This window comes from Stenotrophomonas sp. HMSC10F06 (assembly GCF_001807865.1).
Taxonomy (GTDB): Bacteria; Pseudomonadota; Gammaproteobacteria; order Xanthomonadales; family Xanthomonadaceae; genus Stenotrophomonas; species Stenotrophomonas bentonitica_A.
In genome coordinates this window covers 25030-43595 of record NZ_KV791256.1, presented here as the reverse complement: position 1 = coordinate 43595, position 18566 = coordinate 25030, and the positions used below count along the sequence as shown (strand labels likewise).

General features: G+C 67.5%; 12 protein-coding genes and 1 tRNA gene. 12 read left to right on the top strand and 1 reads right to left on the bottom strand.

Annotated features, from left to right (window positions below):
- Positions 1 to 37 precede the first annotated feature (37 nt).
- The 5 genes from HMPREF3113_RS02435 to HMPREF3113_RS02415 all read left to right on the top strand — a co-directional run bounded on the left by HMPREF3113_RS02435 (position 38) and on the right by HMPREF3113_RS02415 (position 9683).
- On the top strand, positions 38 to 2884 hold the full coding sequence (locus tag HMPREF3113_RS02435) for a TIM-barrel domain-containing protein (RefSeq protein WP_070470614.1): 2847 nt from the start codon (positions 38 to 40) through the stop codon (positions 2882 to 2884).
- Positions 2885 to 2985: 101 nt separating this feature from the next.
- Positions 2986 to 5364: a glycoside hydrolase family 95 protein gene (locus tag HMPREF3113_RS02430; protein ID WP_070470611.1), complete on the top strand. Its 2379-nt coding sequence runs from the start codon at positions 2986 to 2988 to the stop codon at positions 5362 to 5364.
- Entirely contained in the window at positions 5361 to 6884 is a 1524-nt protein-coding gene (gene xylB, locus HMPREF3113_RS02425; RefSeq protein WP_070470610.1) for a xylulokinase, read from the top strand. The genes HMPREF3113_RS02430 and xylB overlap by 4 nt, the downstream gene beginning before the upstream one ends.
- Complete coding sequence (gene xylA, locus HMPREF3113_RS02420) at positions 6881 to 8221, top strand: xylose isomerase (RefSeq protein ID WP_070470608.1); 1341 nt, start codon at positions 6881 to 6883, stop codon at positions 8219 to 8221. The genes xylB and xylA overlap by 4 nt, the downstream gene beginning before the upstream one ends.
- Positions 8222 to 8252: 31 nt before the next feature.
- Positions 8253 to 9683 carry a sugar porter family MFS transporter gene (locus HMPREF3113_RS02415; RefSeq protein WP_070470606.1) on the top strand — a complete coding sequence of 477 codons (1431 nt, stop codon included), beginning with the start codon at positions 8253 to 8255 and terminating at the stop codon, positions 9681 to 9683.
- A 147-nt stretch (positions 9684 to 9830) separates the two neighbouring features.
- On the opposite strand, the gene HMPREF3113_RS02410 is transcribed toward HMPREF3113_RS02415, so the two are convergent.
- Positions 9831 to 9905 (bottom strand) — tRNA-Glu (locus HMPREF3113_RS02410).
- A gap of 50 nt (positions 9906 to 9955) precedes the next feature.
- Between HMPREF3113_RS02410 and pcnB the strand changes: the two genes are divergently transcribed.
- The 7 genes from pcnB (at position 9956) to HMPREF3113_RS02375 (ending at position 18541) form a co-directional block, all read left to right on the top strand.
- Complete coding sequence (gene pcnB, locus HMPREF3113_RS02405) at positions 9956 to 11323, top strand: polynucleotide adenylyltransferase PcnB (protein ID WP_070470603.1); 1368 nt, start codon at positions 9956 to 9958, stop codon at positions 11321 to 11323.
- Positions 11324 to 11326: 3 nt separating this feature from the next.
- Entirely contained in the window at positions 11327 to 11815 is a 489-nt protein-coding gene (folK, locus tag HMPREF3113_RS02400; RefSeq protein ID WP_070470601.1) for a 2-amino-4-hydroxy-6-hydroxymethyldihydropteridine diphosphokinase, read from the top strand.
- 31 nt (positions 11816 to 11846) lie between these two features.
- Entirely contained in the window at positions 11847 to 12662 is an 816-nt protein-coding gene (panB, locus tag HMPREF3113_RS02395; protein WP_019183275.1) for a 3-methyl-2-oxobutanoate hydroxymethyltransferase, read from the top strand.
- On the top strand, positions 12659 to 13501 hold the full coding sequence (gene panC / locus HMPREF3113_RS02390; RefSeq protein ID WP_019183274.1) for a pantoate--beta-alanine ligase: 843 nt from the start codon (positions 12659 to 12661) through the stop codon (positions 13499 to 13501). Before panB ends, panC begins: the two co-directional genes overlap by 4 nt.
- 211 nt (positions 13502 to 13712) lie before the next feature.
- On the top strand, positions 13713 to 14093 hold the full coding sequence (gene panD, locus HMPREF3113_RS02385) for an aspartate 1-decarboxylase (protein WP_070470599.1): 381 nt from the start codon (positions 13713 to 13715) through the stop codon (positions 14091 to 14093).
- Complete coding sequence (gene pgi / locus HMPREF3113_RS02380; RefSeq protein ID WP_070470597.1) at positions 14090 to 15604, top strand: glucose-6-phosphate isomerase; 1515 nt, start codon at positions 14090 to 14092, stop codon at positions 15602 to 15604. Before panD ends, pgi begins: the two co-directional genes overlap by 4 nt.
- 336 nt (positions 15605 to 15940) lie before the next feature.
- Positions 15941 to 18541 carry a glycoside hydrolase family 3 protein gene (locus tag HMPREF3113_RS02375; RefSeq protein WP_070470595.1) on the top strand — a complete coding sequence of 867 codons (2601 nt, stop codon included), beginning with the start codon at positions 15941 to 15943 and terminating at the stop codon, positions 18539 to 18541.
- Positions 18542 to 18566 lie beyond the last annotated feature (25 nt).

Sequence of the window (18566 nt, the reverse complement as noted above, 5' to 3'; positions counted from 1 at the left end):
GCCCGCACCCGCGCAACGAATGAGAAGGGAGCACTGAATGCGTTACATGAGCGTACTGAGCGTGCCGCTGCTGGCATTGCTGGCGTCACCGGCGATGGCCCAGAGCCATCGCGTGCTGGACAACGGTGTGGTGGTGGTGCCGGCCCAGGCCGGCGCGGCCCAGGTCCGGCTGGAACTGGTGGACGACAACATCGTGCGGGTCAGCGCCGATCCGGACGGCGACTTCAAGCGCACCCCCAGCCTGATGCGTGTCCCCGTGCAGGGGAAGCCGCGCTTCACGGTGGAGCAGGGCGGCGGCAACGTGCGCCTGGTTGCCGCCGGCATCAGCGCGGAGATCTCCGAAGCCGATGGCCATGTCAGCTTCCGCGATGCCGAAGGCAAGCCGCTGCTGGCCGAGCGCGCCGGTGGCCGCAGCTTCAGCCCGCTCAGCGTGGAAGGCAAGGCGTACTACAGCGTGCGCCAGCGCTTCGAGTCGCCCAGCGATGAGGCGATCTACGGGTTCGGCCAGCACCAGCAGGGCTGGATGAACCAGAAGGGGCGCGACGTCGAGCTGCTCCAGGGCAACATCGACATGGCGGTGCCGTTCATCGTCTCCAGCCGCAATTACGGTCTGCTCTGGGACAACAATGCGATCACCCGGCTGGGTGACCCGCGTGGGCTGCAGCCGCTGCAGTCTTCCCTTCAGGTGTTCGATGCCAAGGGCAAGGCCGGCGCCTTGACCGCCCGCTACATCGTCGATGGCAAGACCCGCGTCGAGCGTCGCGAGCCGGAGGTGAACTACCAGTACATCAAGGACCTCACCGCGTTCCCGGCCAAGGGCAGGAACGCGGCTGCGGGTGGGCGCTCGCAGGTGGTCTGGGACGGTGCGATCGAGGCGAAGACCGCCGGTCGCCATACCTTCTCCCTGTACGGCAGCGAATACATCAAGCTGTATGTGGACGGCAAGCTGGTGATCGATCGCTGGCGCCAGAACTGGAACCCGTGGCATCACGAGTTCGCGCTCGAACTCACGCCCGGCACCCGCCACCAGATCAAGGTCGAGTGGGACCTGATCGACCCCAGCTACATCGCGCTGCTGCACCGTGATCCGCTGCCGCAGGCCGAAGCGGCCGATCTCTCGCTGTGGTCCGAAGCCGGGCAGATGGTCGACTACTACGTGGTCGCCGGCGGCAACGCCGATCAGGTGATCGCCGGCTATCGCGAACTCACCGGCAAGGCCGTGATGCTGCCCAAGTGGGCGTACGGCTTCTGGCAGAGCCGCGAGCGTTACAAGAGCCAGGATGAACTCCTCGGCGTGCTGGACGAGTACCGCCGCCGCAAGCTGCCGATCGACAACATCGTACTGGACTGGTCGTACTGGCCGGAGGATGCCTGGGGCTCGCACGACTTCGACGCCACCCACTTCCCCGATCCGGATGGCATGGTCAAGCACATCCATGACCAGCACGCGCAGGTCATGATTTCGGTGTGGCCGAAGTTCTACCCGACCACGGCCAACTACAAGGAACTGGACGCGGCCGGCTTCATGTACCAGCGCAACGTCGAGGTGGGCGAGCTGGACTGGATCGGCAAGGGCTACAAGAACTCGTTCTATGATCCGTATGCGGCCAAGGCGCAGCAGATCTACTGGCGCCAGATCAACGAGAAGTTGAACAGCAAGGGCTTCGATGCCTGGTGGATGGACGCCGACGAACCGGACGTGCACTCCAATCTGGATATCGGTGAGCGCAAGGCACGTACCACGCCGACCGCGCTTGGCCCGTCCACCGAGTTCTTCAATTCGTATCCGCTGCCCCACACCCAGGGCGTGTATGAAGGGGATCGCGCCGCCGATGGCCAGCGTGTCTTCATCCTCTCGCGCAAGGGCTATGCCGGCACCCAGCGCAACGCCGTGGCGGTGTGGAGCGGGGATATCGTGTCGCGCTGGGATGACATGCTCGAACAGGTCTCGGCCGGCGTGAATACCGCCATGTCCGGCCTGCCCAACTGGACCTTCGACATCGGCGGCTTCTCCACCGAGAAGCGGTATTCCGAAGAGGATCCGGCGCACCTGCCCGAGTGGCGCGAACTGAATACCCGCTGGTTCCAGTTCGGTGCGTTCGTGCCGCTGTTCCGCTCGCATGGGCAGTACCCGTTCCGTGAAATCTGGAACATCGCGCCGGAAGGCACGCCGTACTACGACAGCATGGTGTACTACAGCCGCCTGCGTTACACGCTGCTGCCCTACATCTACACCCTGGCCGCGGACACGTGGCACCGCGACGGCAGCATCATGCGCGGCCTGCCGATGGACTTCCCGTCGGATCCGGCGGTCCGGGACATCAACGACCAGTACCTGTTCGGGCCATCGCTTCTGGTCGCCCCGGTCACCACGTTCGGCGCGACCTCGCGCAAGGTGTACCTGCCGGCCGGCACCACCTGGCTGGATTACTACACCGGCCAGCGCCTGCAGGGTGGCCGGACCATCGATGCCGCCGCGCCACTGGAACGCATCCCGCTGTACGTGCGCGCGGGCGCGATCATTCCAACCGGCCCGGTGCAGCAGTACGTGGATGAGCAGCCGGACGCGCCGCTGACGGTGGTGGTCTACACCGGTGCGGACGGTGCCTTCTCGCTGTACGAGGACGACGGCCGCAGCTATGGCTATGAGAAGGGGCAGTTCAGCCGTATCCCGCTGCAGTGGAACGAGGCCACGCGCGAACTGCGCATCGGCAAGCGCGAAGGCCAGTGGAAGGGCATGCAGGCGCAGCGCACGATCCAGGTCCGCTTCGTGGATGGACTACGTGCCGATGCCGGTGCGCTGGCCCCGGCCATCGACCAGACCGTGCGCTACGACGGCAAGGCGGTGGTCGTGCCGCAGCGCAAGATGGCAGCCGCGCGCTGATCGCCTACGATGCGGATGACTACCGGTGGACATTTCGCCTTGGAGGGCGTTGAAGTGGCAGCAGGCAGCGCGGGCAAGCCAATGCAGAGCAGGGTGATGCTGTGGAACTGAGCCGTCGCGGTCTGTTCAAAGCGCTCGGGGCCGGGCTGACCCTGTCCGCGACCGGGTGGTCGGCGCAGGCCGGTGCGGTGCCAGGGGCTGCAGCGCGGGGCGACGCCGCTGGGGCGACAGGCGACGCCCTGCAGCTCTGGTACCGCGCGCCCGCCACCGAGTGGGTGCAGGCGCTGCCGACCGGGAACGGTCGATTGGGCGCGATGGTCTGGGGCGGAGTCGCGCACGAACGGATCGGCCTCAACGAGGACACCCTGTATGCCGGGGGGCCCTACGATGCGACCAGTCCGGAGGCCCTGGCAGCCCTGCCGGAGGTGCGCGCGCTGGTCTTCGCCGGGCGTTACGCCGAGGCCGAAGCATTGGCCGACGCCAAGCTGCTGTCGCGGCCTGCCAAGCAGATGCCGTATCAGCCGCTGGCCGATCTGCTGCTGGATTTCGACCGTGCCGACCATATCGACGGGTATCGCCGGTCGCTGGATCTGGACACGGCCGTGGCGACCACCGAATTCCGCAGCGGCGGCGCCTGGCACCGGCGCGAGGTGTTCGTGTCCGAACCGGACCAGTGCATCGTGGTGCGGCTCAGCGCCGACCTGCCGGGCCGGGTCTCGCTGCGGCTGGGCGTGGACAGCCCGCAGGCGGGCGAGGTAGCCGCCGACGAGGGCGGTCTGCTGTTCCACGGGCACAATGCGGGCTTCGCCGGTATTGAAGGCAAGCTGCGTTTTGCGCTGCGGGTGCAGCCGCGACTGCGCGGTGGCACGCTGCGGGTCGCACGCGATCGCCTGCAGGTGGAAGGTGCCGACGAACTGGTGCTGGTGCTGACGGCCGCCACCAGCTTCCGCCGTTTCGACGACGTCAGTGGGGATCCGCAGGCGCTCACCGCGGCGCACCAGTCGCAGGCTGATGCCCATGATTATCCGGCGCTGCTGGCGCGCCATCTGGCCGCGCACCAGGCGCTGTTCCGGCGCGTGTCGATCGATCTGGGCAGCACGCCGGCCGCGCAGCTGCCGACCGATCAGCGCGTGCAGGCCTTCGCCAGCGGCAACGATCCGGCGCTGGCGGCGCTGTATCACCAGTATGGGCGCTACCTGTTGATCTGCAGTTCGCGGCCCGGCTCGCAGCCGGCCAACCTGCAGGGCGTGTGGAACGACCTCATGGCACCGCCGTGGGAGAGCAAGTACACGATCAACATCAATACCGAAATGAACTACTGGCCCAGCGAGACCAATGCGCTGCACGAATGCGTGCAGCCGCTGGAGGAGATGCTGTTCGACCTGGCCCGCACCGGCGCGGTCACGGCGCGGCGCATCTACGATGCCCCGGGCTGGGTGGTGCACAACAATACCGACCTGTGGCGCCAGGCGGGCCCGATCGACGGCGCGCAGTGGAGCCTGTGGCCGATGGGCGGTGTCTGGCTGCTGCAGCAGCTGTGGGACCGCTGGGATTACGGCCGCGATCCAGCCTATCTGCGCCGGATCCATCCGCTGTTCAAGGGTGCGGCCGAGTTTTTCGTGGCCACCCTGCAGCGCGACCCGAACACCGGCGCGATGGTCACCAATCCCTCGATCTCGCCTGAGAACCAGCATCCGTTCGGGGCGGCGATATGCGCCGGCCCGGCGATGGACGCGCAGCTGCTGCGCGATCTGTTCGCGCAGTGCATCCAGATCAGTGCAGCCCTCGGTGTTGATACGGCCTTCGCTGCGCAGTTGAAGACGCTGCGCGCGCAGTTGCCTGCCGATCGGATCGGCAAGGCCGGGCAGCTGCAGGAGTGGCAGCAGGACTGGGACATGGAGGCGCCGGAAATGCACCACCGGCATGTCTCGCATCTGTATGCGCTGCACCCTTCCAGCCAGATCAACATCCGCGACACCCCCGCACTGGCGGCTGCGGCCAAGCGTTCGCTGCAGATCCGCGGCGACGAGGCGACGGGCTGGGGCATCGGCTGGCGGCTCAACCTGTGGGCGCGGCTGGGCGACGGCGAGCACGCGCTGCAGATCCTGAAGATGCTGCTCTCGCCCGAGCGCACCTACCCGAACCTGTTCGACGCGCATCCGCCGTTCCAGATCGACGGCAATTTCGGCGGCACGGCGGGCATCACCGAAATGCTGCTGCAGAGCTGGGGCGGGTCGATCTTCCTGCTGCCTGCCTTGCCGCAGGCCTGGCCCGACGGCCAGGTGCGTGGCCTGCGCGTGCGCAACGCGGCCGGCGTGGACCTGCACTGGCGCGATGGCCGGCTGCAATCGGCCCTGCTGCGCAGTGAGCGCGGGGGCACCTATCAACTCGTGCATGGCGACAGCACGCTGACCGTGGCGCTGCGCGCCGGCGGCCAGCAGCGCATCGGCCTGCGCGGCAATCAACTGGTGAAGCAATGAGTCTGTATGCAGGGCTGGATGTCGGCACCCAGAGCGTCAAGCTGCTGGCCTATGACCCGGCGCTGGGCGAGGTGGTGGCCACGGTCGCCCGGCCGATGCAGCTGGTCAGCCACGACGATGGCACCCGCGAGCAGCAGGCGCAGTGGTGGATCGATGGCATCATCGCCTGCTTCGCCGAGCTCACGGCCGCGCAGCGTGGCCGCATCCGGGCGATCGGCGTTTCCGGCCAGCAGCACGGCTTCGTCCCGATCAACGCACGTGGCGAGGTGATCGCCCCGGTGAAGCTGTGGTGCGATACCAGTACCGCGGCGGACTGCGAGCCGATCATGGCGGCCGTGGGCGGCACCGCCGCCTGCATCGCGCTGGCCGGCAATCCCATCCTCGCCGGTTACACCGCCTCCAAGCTGCCCTGGACGCGCCGCCATCGTGCGCAGGCCTATGCGGAACTGGACGGCATCCTGCTGCCGCACGACTACATCAACTTCTGGCTGACCGGGCAGCGTTACGCCGAGTACGGTGATGCATCCGGCACCGGCTGGCTGGACGTGCGCCAGCGGCGCTGGTCACCCGAACTGCTGCAGGCGATCGACCCGCAGCGCGACCTGGCCGCGCTGCTGTCGCCGCTGGTTCCTCTGGAAACGACCTTCCCCCTGGCGCCGCGGATCGCCGCACTGCTGGGTCTGCCGGCCGACGTGCAGGTCTCCACCGGGGGCGGCGACAACATGATGGCGGCGCTGGGCACCGGCAATGTTGCAGCAGGGCGGCTGACCATGAGCCTGGGCACGTCCGGCACGCTGTTCGCGTATGCCGACCACCCGGTGGTCGACGACGCCGGACGCTGGGCTGCGTTCTGCTCCTCCAGTGGCGGTTGGTTGCCGCTGATCTGCACCATGAACTGCACCGTCGCCACCGAGCGCATGGCGACGCTGTTCGACCTCCCGCGCGGCGGTGGCGAGGCGCTGATGGCGCAGACCGAACCCGGCGCCGGCGGGCTGGTGATGCTGCCGTACTTCAACGGCGAGCGCACCCCCGACCTGCCCAACGCGCGCGCCTGCCTGCACGGCATGGACCTGCACAACACCACGCCGGCGCACTTCTATCGGGCCGCGATGGAAGGCGCCACCTACAGCCTGCGCAACGGCTATGACGCCTTCACCAGCGCGGGCCTGTCCTTCGACACCGTGCTGCTCACCGGCGGCGGCAGCAACAGTGCGGCATGGCGGCAATTGATCGCCGATGTGTTCGATCTGCCGGTGAAGTTGCCCACCCAGGCTGAAGGCGCGGCCTTCGGCGCGGCGCTGCAGGCGCTGTGGGCCTCGCAGCACGGGCAGGGCGGAAGCGACAGCCTGGCCGCAACCGTCGATGCGCATGTGCGTTTCGATGCGGCGCTGTCGGCCACCCCGGATCCGCACACTGTGCCGCGTTACGCAGAACACTACCGGCGTTTCCTCCACCATCTTTCCGAGGTTGGTCCGCTGCTGCGCACCGACCCGTCACCACCGCAAGGATCCGAGCAATGAGCACCTCCGTTTACATCGGCGCAAAGGAATACTTCCCCGGCATCGGCCGCATCCCGTTCGAGGGACGCGACTCGGACAATCCGCTGGCCTACAAGGTGTACGACGCGGACAAGCGCGTGGGCGGCAAGACCATGGCCGAGCACCTGCGCTTCGCGGTGGCGTACTGGCACAGCTTCTGCGCGAGCGGGCATGACCCGTTCGGCCCGGGCACCCGGGTGTATCCGTGGGACGCAGGCAATACCCCGCTGGCGCGCGCGGAAGCCAAGGCCGATGCCGCGTTCGAATTCATCACCAAGCTGGGCGTGCCGTACTACTGCTTCCATGACATCGATCTGGCGCCGGACGCCGACGATATCGCCGAGTACGAGGCCAACCTGCAGCACATGGTCGGCATTGCCGGCGAGCGCCAGAAGGCGACCGGGGTCAAGCTGCTGTGGGGCACCGCCAACCTGTTCTCGCACCCGCGCTACATGAATGGTGCCTCGACCAATCCGGACTTCGCCGTGGTTGCCCGCGCCGCGGTGCAGGTCAAGGCCGCACTCGAGGCCACCGTGGCCCTGGGCGGTGAGAATTACGTGTTCTGGGGCGGCCGCGAAGGCTATGCCTGCCTGTACAACACGGACATGAAGCGCGAGAAGGACAACATGGCGCGCTTCCTTACGCTGGCCCGTGACCATGGGCGCAGCATCGGCTTCACCGGCAATTTCCTGATCGAGCCCAAGCCGATGGAGCCGATGAACCACCAGTACGATTTCGATAGTGCCACGGTGGTCGGCTTCCTGCGCGAGCACGGCCTGGACAAGGATTTCAAGCTCAACATCGAGGCCAACCATGCCACGTTGTCCGGGCATACCTTCGCCCATGACCTGCAGGTCGCCTCCGATGCCGGCCTGCTCGGCAGCATCGACGCCAACCGCGGCAACCCACAGAACGGCTGGGACACCGATCAGTTCCCGACCGACCTGTACGACACCGTCGGGGCGATGCTGGTCGTGCTGCGCCAGGGTGGCCTGGCCCCGGGCGGGTTCAACTTCGATGCCAAGGTGCGGCGCGAGTCGTCCGCGCCGGAAGATCTGTTCGAGGCCCACATCGGCGGCATGGATGCGTTCGCACGCGGCCTGGAGGTGGCGCATGCCCTGATCGAGACCTCGCCGCTGGAAGGCTGGCGCCAGGATCGCTACGCCAGCTTCAGCAGCGGCGCCGGTGCCGAGTTCGCTGCCGGTCGCAGCAGTCTGGATGCGCTGCGCAGCCTGGCGCTGGCCCAGGGGGAACCGCAGCAGCGCAGCGGCCGCCAGGAAAGGTATGAGAACCTGATCAACCAGTACCTGCTGCGCTGACCCGCCGTCCCCTTCCGACCCAGGTATCACCATGTCCAGTGCTTCGCTCACCAGTACCCGCGCCGGCAGCGGCGAGAACACCGGCTTCATCGTCCTGATCAGCTGCGTGGCCACCATCGGTGGCTTCCTGTTCGGGTTCGACAGCGGCGTGATCAATGGCACCGTCGATGGCCTCAAGGACACCTTCCAGTCCAGTTCGGCCGGGATCGGTTTCGAGGTCGCCTCGATGCTGCTCGGTTGCGCCATCGGTGCGTTTTTCGCCGGGCGCCTCGGCGACCGGCTCGGCCGCCGGGGGGTACTGATCATCGCCGCGGTGATGTTCCTGTTCTCCGCGCTTGGCGCGGGCGCGGCGCACAGCTCCACGATGTTCATCATCGCCCGGGTGATCGGCGGCTTCGCGGTCGGCGCGGCCAGCGTGATGTCGCCGGCCTACATCGCCGAGGTGGCATCGGCCCGTTACCGCGGGCGGCTGGCCACGGTGCAGCAGATCGCGATCATCAGCGGCCTGTTCTGTGCCTTCCTGAGCAACTACCTGCTGGCCAAGGCGGCCGGGGCCTCCACCCAGGAACTCTGGCTGGGCCAGGCGGCATGGCGCTGGATGTTCTGGATGCAGGCCATTCCCTCGCTGCTGTTCCTGGGCCTGCTGCTGGTGATCCCGGAGAGCCCGCGCTTTCTGGTGGTCAAAGGGCGCCGTGACCAGGCGCTGGCGGTGCTGACCCGCCTGTATGGACCGGCCGAGGCGCAGGCCAAGATCACCGAGATCGAAGGCTCGCTGTCCCAGGACCAGCACCGGCCAACCTTCTCTGACCTGATCAGCAGGACCACCGGCAAGCTGCGCCCGATCGTCTGGATCGGTATCGGCCTGGCCGTGTTCCAGCAGCTGGTCGGCATCAATGTCGTCTTCTACTACGGCGCGGTGCTGTGGCAGGCGGTGGGCTTCTCGGAGAATGACGCGCTGCTGATCAATGTGCTGTCCGGCGCGCTCAGCATCGGCGCCTGCCTGATCACCGTGGTCCTGATCGATCGCATCGGCCGCAAGCCTTTGTTGTGGGTGGGCTCGGTCGGCATGGCGATCTCCCTGGCGCTGGTTACCATCGCCTTTGCCAGCGGCTCGCTGGATACCGCCGGCAAGCTGCAGCTGACCGACAACATGGGCGTGCTGGCGCTGGTGGCGGCCAATGTATACGTGATCTTCTTCAACATGTCCTGGGGCCCGGTCATGTGGGTGATGCTGGGCGAGATGTTCCCCAACCAGATCCGTGGTTCGGGGCTGGCGGTGGCCGGTGCCGCGCAGTGGACCTCCAATTTCGCGATCACCGTGTCCTTCCCGATCCTGCTGGGCAGCATCGGCCTGGCCGGGGCCTACGGCATCTATACGGTCGCGGCGGTGATCTCGGTGTTCTTCGTACTGCGCTTTGTGAAGGAGACCAAGGGCAAGGAACTGGAGCAGATGGAAGGCTGAACCCCTTCGGAGGTGGCCGGAAGCGTCAGGAAGCCTGGCCGGGGAGGGTGCTCCCCGGCCGATGTCTGCCACGGTGCACGCCGCCGCCGGGACCCTGAACGCAAAAAACCCCGCCGTGGCGGGGTTTTTGGCTATCTGCACCGCGACTGGTGCTCCCTAGGGGACTCGAACCCCTGTTTTAGCCTTGAGAGGGCCACGTCCTAACCTCTAGACGAAGGGAGCAGGCTTTGTCGCGAACTGCGCAGCGCGCTAGTATATGGACCTAGATGCCATTGGGCAATCCCGAAAACTCAACCGGAAGCGCCAACATCAATTCCTCTGCTACATCACCGTTCAGCCTGCGCGTGATCCCGCGCGATCAGCACAACATCTCCCGCAAGGACATCAGCCCCAACGCCCTGCGCGTTCTGTACCGGCTGCGTGATTCCGGGTTTGCCGGTTACCTGGTCGGCGGCGCCGTCCGCGATCTGCTGGTGAACGGCCACCCCAAGGATTTCGACGTTGCCACCGACGCGACGCCCGAGCAGGTCAAGCAGTTGTTCCGCAACTGCCGGCTGATCGGCCGCCGCTTCCGCCTGGCGCACGTGGTGTTCGGCCGCGAGATCATCGAGGTCGCCACCTTCCGCGCCAACATCGACGATGGCAGCGGCGACCGTGAAATGGAAAACGGCATGCTCGTGCGCGACAACGTGTACGGCAGCATCGAAGACGACGCGATCCGCCGCGACTTCACCTGCAACGCCCTGTACTACGCGATCGAGGATTTCTCGGTGCGCGATTACACCGGCGGCTTTGAAGACGTGCAGGCCCGCCTGATGAAGCTGATCGGCGACCCCGAGCAGCGCTACCGCGAAGACCCGGTGCGCATGCTGCGCGCGGTCCGTTTGGCGGCCAAACTGGGCTTCCAGATCGAAGAGGCGACCGCCGAGCCGCTGCCGCGCCTGGCCAACCTCCTGGCCGAGGCCGCCCCGGCGCGCCTGTTCGAAGAAGTGCTCAAGCTGTTCCTGTCCGGGCACGGCGTGGCCAGCTTCGAAGGCCTGGAGCGCTATGGCCTGCTCGACGTCATGTTCCCGGAAAGCGCCGCAGCGCTGCGCAGCAACCGCAGTGGCGCGTTGCGCCGGATGGTCATCGAAGGCCTGCACAACACAGACCTGCGCGTGGCCAATGACGAGCCAGTGTCGCCGTCGTTCCTGTTCGCGCTGCTGCTGTGGCCGGCCTTCTGCCGCGCCCTGGCCAGCCTGCAGAAGCAGGGTATCGCGCTGGAAGAAGCCCAGCGCCGCGCCGCTGATCGCGTGACCCTTCACCAGCTGACCACGATCGCGCTGCCGCGCCGCTTCTCGCTGCCGATGCAGGAGATCTGGCTGCTGCAGGGGCGCTTCAGTTCGCGCCAGCGCAAGCGGGTGATCCGCACGCTGACCCATCCGCGCTTCCGTGCCGCCTACGACTTCCTGGTCCTGCGCCAGGTCGCCTCCAGCGAGCACGAAGCCGATGTTGCGTTCTGGCGCGAAGCGCAGCTGCAGTCCGGCACGGAGCTGGATTCGGCGCTGGATGCCGCCCAGGCCGACGGCGAGGGCGAAGACGGTGCGCCGCGCAAGCGCCGCCGCCGTCGTCGTCGTCCCGGTGGAGCGGCAGGCGAGTAAGCCGTGACCCTGGCCTGTATCGGACTGGGCGCCAACCTCGGCGACGCTGCGCAGACCCTGCGCGAGGCGTTCCAGGCGCTGGCGGCGCTGCCGCAGACGACGCTGCAGGCGCGCTCGCAGCTGTACAGCACGCCGGCCTGGGGTAACGAAGACCAGCCGGCGTTCGTCAACGCCGCCGCCGTGCTGGACACCACCCTGCCTGCGCCGGCGCTGCTGGAGGCCTTGCTGGAGATCGAGCGCCGCTTCGGGCGTGTCCGTGACCCGGCGGTGCACTGGGGCCCTCGCGCGTTGGACCTGGACGTGCTGCTGTATGGCGAAGACGTCATCGATCTGCCGCAGCTGCAGGTGCCGCACCCGTATCTGCACGCGCGCGCGTTCGCACTGCTGCCGCTGGCAGAGATCGCGCCGGAGGCCGTCATTCCCGGTCACGGCCGCGTGCGGGATGCTGTGGTGCGGGTCGAGGCCTGCGGGATCGCTTCAATAGGAGGATAATGCGGGGCTTATCGCCACCGGTTATCAGCTCATGAGTACCCACGCAGACAGCAAGCCCTGGACCGTCCCCGCATTGGCGGAGGCCAAGCGCACGGGGCAGAAGCTGGTGATGTTGACCGCATACGATGCCGGCTTCGCGCGCAGCTTCGACGCCAATGGCGTGGACCTGATCCTGATCGGCGACTCCCTGGGCATGGTGGTGCAGGGGCACGACTCGACCTTGCCGGTGACCACCGACGACATGGTCTACCACACCCGCGCCGTGGCCCGCGTGCTGGAGCGCGCGCTGCTGGTGGCCGATCTGCCGTTCGGCGCCGATGCCACCCCCGAGCGCGCGCTGGACGCCTCGCTGCGCCTGCTGCAGGCCGGTGCGGAAATGGTCAAGATCGAAGGTGCCGGCTTCAAGCTGGACATCATCCGTTACCTGGTCGAGCGGGAGATTCCGGTGTGCTCGCACCTGGGCCTGACCCCGCAGTCGGTGCTGCGCCTGGGCGGTTATCGCGTGCAGGGCCGTGGCGACGCCGCCCAGCAGCTGCGCGATGATGCCAAGGCCGTGGTCGCCGCCGGTGCCAGCCTGATCGTCCTGGAATGCGTGCCCACGCCGGTCGCCGGCCTGGTCACCGCCGAGGTCAGCGTGCCCACCATCGGCATCGGCGCCGGCCCGCAGTGCGATGGCCAGGTACTGGTATTGCATGATTTCCTCGGTCTGGACAGCGGCCATCGCCGTCCCAAGTTCGTCAAGGATTTCCTTGCCGAAGGCGGGTCGGTTGCCGGTGCGGTCCGTGCCTACGCCGACGCCGTGCGCGACGGCTCCTTCCCCGACGCAGAACACGCCTACGCCTCATGATCGAAACCGTCACCGAACTGTCCCGTCTGCGCGCCGTCGTCAACGGCTGGAAGCGCGAGGGCCTGCGCGTCGCGCTGGTCCCGACCATGGGCAACCTGCATGCAGGGCATTATTCGCTGGTCACGCTGGCGCGGCAGTACGCCGACCGCGTGGTCTCCAGCGTCTTCGTCAACCCGACCCAGTTCGGCCCGAACGAGGACTTCACCCGCTACCCGCGTACGCCCGAAGCCGATACCACCGGCCTGGAGCAGGCCGGCTGCGATGTGCTGTGGTTGCCCACCGTTGAATCGATGTACCCGTTCGGCGTCGAGCTGGCGGCCAGCGTCAACGTGCCGGGCATCAGCGGCCTGCTCGAAGGGGCGCACCGCCCGGGCCATTTCGATGGCGTCTGCACCGTGGTCTCGCGCCTGTTCAACCAGGTCCAGCCGGACGTCGCCGCCTTCGGCAAGAAGGACTACCAGCAGCTGGCGGTGATCCGCCAGATGGTGGAAGACCTGGCCTTCCCGATCCAGATCGTCGGCGGCGACATCGTGCGCGAAGACGACGGCCTGGCGATGAGCTCGCGCAACCAGTACCTCAACGCCGAGCAGCGCCCGGTCTCCACCACCATCCACCAGGTGCTGCTGGGGATGCGCGAGGGCTTCATCGCCGGCAAGAGCCGCAGCCTGATCGAAGCCGAGGCGGCGGCTGCCCTGCAGGCGGCCGGTTTCCAGGTCGACTACGCGGTGGTCCGCCTGCCGGACCTGTCCGAGCCGGCCGATGCCAACGACGGCACCCGCGTGGCCTTGATCGCCGCCCGGATCGGCAACACCCGGTTGATCGACAACCTGGAGTTCTGAGGGCTGCGCCCCGCCGGGTAGGGCCACCCCATGGGTGGCTGCCGGGCGATGCCGGACGTGCAGCCACCCATGGGGTGGCTCTACCGGGGCGGCGGGGCGGCCTGAAGATGCTGAACGGTGGGCAGCCCCCTCCCGCGACCGGCGCCGCGCGCCCTGCCGCCCGCCCCCCGGGTGCTAGAATTTCCCTTTCCTTTACCGTTGTCCCGTTGCCATGCACCTGTCCCTGCTGAAGACCAAGATCCACCGCGCCACCGTCACTCACTCCGAGCTGAACTACGAAGGGTCCATCGCCATCGATGACAACCTGCTGGCCGCGACCGGCATCCGCGAGTTCGAGCAGGTGCACATCTGGGACGTGACCAACGGTGCGCGTTTCTCCACCTATGCCATCCGCGCCGAAGCCGGCAGCGGCGTGGTGTCGCTCAACGGCGGCGCCGCGCGCCACGTGCAGGTGGGCGACATCATCATCATCGCCGCCTTCGCCAGCATGAGCGAAGAAGAAGCTGACAGCTTCAAGCCGAAGTTGGTATATGTGGACGGCAAGAACCAGATCTCCCCCACCAACGACCCGATCCCGACACAGGCCGCATGACACAACACAACGGATTCGACCCGCTTCATTCCCATGCCCAGCGCCTGCGCGGCGCGAGCATCCCTTCGTTGATCGCCGCCGAACCGGGCCGCGCACAATCGCTGGGCGTGCGGGTCGGTCCGTTGTATGTCAATTTCGCGCGGCAGAAGTACGACCGCGCGGCCTTGGGCGCACTGCTGCAGCTGGCTGCCGAGCGCGATGTCGCCGGCGGGTTCCAGCGCCTGTTCCGCGGTGAAACGGTCAACGTGACCGAGGGCCGTGCCGCGCTGCACACCGCGTTGCGCGGCGATGCCAGCGGTGCGCCGGTGGCCGGTGAGGCGTTTGCCACCGCCGCCCAGGTGCGCCAGCAGATGGGCGAGCTGATCGCCGCACTGGAAGCGACCGACATCACCGATATCGTCAGCGTCGGCATCGGCGGCTCGGACCTCGGCCCGCGGCTGGTGGCCGATGCACTGCGCCCGGTCACCGGCGCGCGTTTCCGTGTGCATTTCGTTTCCAACGTCGATGGCGCCGCGATGCAGCGCACGCTCGCCACGCTGGACCCGGCCACCACGGCCGGCATCCTGATCTCCAAGACCTTCGGCACCCAGGAAACCCTGCTCAACGGGCAGATCCTGCACGACTGGCTGGGCGGCAGCGAGCGCCTGTATGCGGTAAGTGCCAACCCCGAGCGTGCGGCCAAGGCCTTCTCGATCGCCGCTGGCCGCGTCCTGCCGATGTGGGACTGGGTCGGCGGGCGCTATTCGCTGTGGTCGGCGGTCGGCTTCCCGATCGCGCTGGCGATCGGCTTCAGCCGCTTCGAGCAGCTGCTCGACGGCGCTGCGCAGATGGACGAACACGCGCTGACCGCGCCGCTGCCGCAGAACCTGCCGGTGCTGCATGCGCTGACCGATATCTGGAACCGCAACCTGCTTGGCCACGCCACGCATGCGGTGATGACCTACGACCAGCGCCTGGCGCTGCTGCCGGCCTACCTGCAGCAGCTGGTGATGGAGAGCCTGGGCAAGCGCGTGCAGCTCGATGGCAGCCCGGTCGCCAGCGACACCGTGCCGGTGTGGTGGGGTGGGGCGGGTACCGATGTGCAGCACAGCTTCTTCCAGGCGCTGCACCAGGGCACGAGCGTGATCCCGGCCGATTTCATCGGCTGCGTGCGCAACGATGATCCCTACGTGGTCAACCACCAGGCGCTGATGGCCAACCTGTTGGCGCAGACCGAGGCGCTGGCCAATGGCCAGGGAAGCGAAGATCCGCACCGCGAGTATCCCGGCGGCCGCCCGAGCACGCTGATCCTGCTCGATGCACTGACCCCGCAGTCGCTCGGTGCGCTGATCGCCATGTACGAACACGCCGTGTACGTGCAGTCGCTGATCTGGAACATCAACGCGTTCGACCAGTTCGGCGTGGAGCTGGGCAAGCAGCTGGCCAGCCAGTTGCTGCCGGCGTTGCAGGGGGAAGCGCATGCGATCACCGACCCGGTGACGCTGGAACTGCTGGGCCGGCTCAAGGGCTGAGCATCGGCCCCACCGCATGACCACGAACCGCCGGCCTGCCCGGCGGTTCTGCGTTCTGGGGCCTGCTGCTGCGCGTCCGGATCTGCGCAGTGCGCACCGACCGGGATACTGCAGCGCAACACGGAAAACGCTGACAGGACGGAGAGGTATGCCGTGAGCCGCCGGAATTGCAGGGTGGGGCGTCGGTTTGGCTATAGCACAATCCCATATCAGCGCCGGTCGATGGCATAGCCACTCGCCGGATTGACAGCATCGCGCGCAACACCAAAGGTACGTCGTCATGGCGCGGGGAGTCGCGCCATCCGTCTGCTGCTTGTGCGATACCTGGGAGGGTACATGCCGTTGCTTTCGCTTCGCTCCAACCGGCGGTCGATCCGCCACGCTCTCGCGCTGGCCACGTCGGCCACGATGTTGCTGCTGGCCGCTTGCGGCGGTGACCGGCCTGCCGCGACCACGCCATCGCCCGCGGCCGCCACCGCGGCCGACGCCATCCACCCGCAGAACTGGCCCGAGCTGGCGTGGCCGCTGGCCGAAGACCCGGCGCTGGAGAAGCGCATCGATGCGTTGATGGCCGGCATGAGCGTCGAGCAGAAGGTCGGGCAGACTGTGCAGGGCGATATCGCCAGCATGACCCCCGACGACGTACGCCGGTACCACATCGGCTCGGTGCTGGCCGGCGGCAACTCCGATCCCGGCGGCAAGTACGACGCGCCGCCGTCGGCATGGCTGGCGCTTGCCGATGCCTACTACGAGGCCTCGCTGGATCCGGCCAGCGGCGGTCCCGGCATCCCGATCATCTTCGGCATCGACGCGGTGCACGGGCAGAGCAATATCGTCGGCGCCACGCTGTTTCCGCACAACATCGGCCTGGGCGCGACCCGCAACCCGGACCTGATGCGCCAGATCGGCCAGGTCACCGCCGTGGAAACACGCACCACCGGCATGGAGTGGACCTTCGCCCCCACCGTGGCGGTGCCGCAGGACGACCGCTGGGGCCGCACCTACGAAGGCTATTCCGAGTCGCCGGCGCTGGTGGCCAGCTTCTCTGGCAAGGTGGTCGAAGGTCTGCAGGGCATCCCCGGCCAGCCGGGCTTCCTGGACGGGCACCACGTGATCGCCTCGGTCAAGCACTACGCCGGCGATGGTGGCACCACGAACGGCAAGGACCAGGGCGATACCCAGGTCAGCGAAGCGGTGATGCGCGACGTGCATGCGGCCGGTTACCCGCCCGCCATCCAGGCCGGCGCGCAGACGGTGATGGCCTCGTTCAACAGCTTTAACGGCGTCGCCATGCACGGCCACAAGCCGATGCTGACGGACGTGCTGAAGGGCCGCATGCACTTTGGCGGCTTCGTGGTCGGTGACTGGAACGGCCATGGCAAGGTCGCCGGGTGCACCAATGACAACTGCCCGGCCTCGTTCAATGCCGGCGTGGACATGCTCATGGCGCCCGACAGCTGGAAGGGGATCTATGAGAGCAATGTCGCGGCGGTGAAAGCCGGCGTGATCAGCATGGAACGGCTGGACGAGGCCGTGCGTCGCATCCTGCGGGTCAAGCTGCGGCTGGGCCTGTTCGAGGCCGGCAAGCCCTCCACGCGTCCACTCGGCGGCAAGTTCGAGCTGCTCGGCGCGCCGGAACACCGCGCGATCGCGCGCCAGGCGGTACGCGAATCACTGGTGCTGCTGAAGAACCAGGACGGCGTCCTGCCGCTGGCGCCGAAACAGCGCGTGCTGGTCGCCGGGGATGGCGCAGACGACCTGGGCAAGCAGTCCGGTGGCTGGACACTCAATTGGCAGGGCACCGGGACCAAGCGTGCGGACTACCCGAACGCGGACAGCATCTGGGATGGGCTGAAGCAGCAGGTCACCGCCGCCGGTGGCAGCGCCGAGCTGGCGATCGACGGCAGGTACCGCACCAAACCGGATGTCGCGGTGGTGGTGGTGGGCGAGAACCCGTATGCCGAGTTCCAGGGCGATATCGCCACACTGGCCTACAAGCCGGGCGATGACAGCGACCTGCAGCTGATCAAGCGGCTCAGGAGCGAGGGCATCAAGGTGGTCACGGTGTTCCTCAGTGGCCGTCCGCTGTGGGTGAACCGCGAAATCAACGCATCCGACGCCTTCGTTGCCGCCTGGCTGCCGGGCTCGGAAGGGGCCGGCATCGCCGACGTGCTGCTGCGCAAGCCCGACGGCAGCGTGCAGCACGACTTCAAGGGCACGCTCAGCTTCTCCTGGCCGCGTACCGCCGTGCAGTACCAGAACAATGTCGGCCAGAAGGACTACGACCCGCAGTTCGCGTTCGGCTTCGGCCTGCGCTATGCCGACAACGGCAACCTCGCCGCACTGCCGGAAGCCTCGGGCATCACCGGTGAGCAGGGCGATGCCGGCGTGTATTTCAACAAGGGCAAGCCGGCCGCGGGCCTGGCGATGCGCTTGAGCGGGGTCAAACAGTCCGAGCTGCCGGCCCTGACCTTCCCGGCCGTGCTCAGCGATGCCAGCCTGAAAGTGACGGCCGTCGATCACAAGGCGCAGGAAGACGCGCGCCGCCTGCAGTGGTCGGGGAGTGGCAAGGCGGACATGGCGCTGCTGTCGACGCGACCGCTGGATCTCACCCGCGAGAGCAATGGCGATGTGCAGTTGCTGCTGACCGTGCGCCGCAGCGGCACGATCAGCGGGCCGGTGGGGCTGGCGATCGGTTGCGGCCAGGGGTGCGAGGGTCGGCTGGATCTGGCGGCGACGTTGGGCGCGATCGGCGAGGACGAATGGCAGACGATCGGCGTGCCGTTGAAGTGTTTCGCCGCGGCCGGTGCTGACCTGTCGAAGATCGAGCGCCTGCCGGTGCTGGAGTCTTCAAACGCGCTGGACCTGTCGGTATCGCGCATCGCGCTGGGCACCGGCAATGATGCCCAGACCGTGGTCGCCTGTCCGACCCGGTGAGCCACAGGGCCCCTGCCGCTGGGCA

Coding starts and splice junctions, on each gene's coding strand:
- xylB (WP_070470610.1), top strand. CDS start 5,361: ATGAGTCTGTATGCAGGGCTGGATGTCGGCACCCAGAGCGTCAAGCTG.
- panC (WP_019183274.1), top strand. CDS start 12,659: ATGATCGAAACCGTCACCGAACTGTCCCGTCTGCGCGCCGTCGTCAAC.
- panD (WP_070470599.1), top strand. CDS start 13,713: ATGCACCTGTCCCTGCTGAAGACCAAGATCCACCGCGCCACCGTCACT.
- xylA (WP_070470608.1), top strand. CDS start 6,881: ATGAGCACCTCCGTTTACATCGGCGCAAAGGAATACTTCCCCGGCATC.
- HMPREF3113_RS02435 (WP_070470614.1), top strand. CDS start 38: ATGCGTTACATGAGCGTACTGAGCGTGCCGCTGCTGGCATTGCTGGCG.
- pgi (WP_070470597.1), top strand. CDS start 14,090: ATGACACAACACAACGGATTCGACCCGCTTCATTCCCATGCCCAGCGC.
- HMPREF3113_RS02415 (WP_070470606.1), top strand. CDS start 8,253: ATGTCCAGTGCTTCGCTCACCAGTACCCGCGCCGGCAGCGGCGAGAAC.
- panB (WP_019183275.1), top strand. CDS start 11,847: ATGAGTACCCACGCAGACAGCAAGCCCTGGACCGTCCCCGCATTGGCG.
- HMPREF3113_RS02375 (WP_070470595.1), top strand. CDS start 15,941: ATGCCGTTGCTTTCGCTTCGCTCCAACCGGCGGTCGATCCGCCACGCT.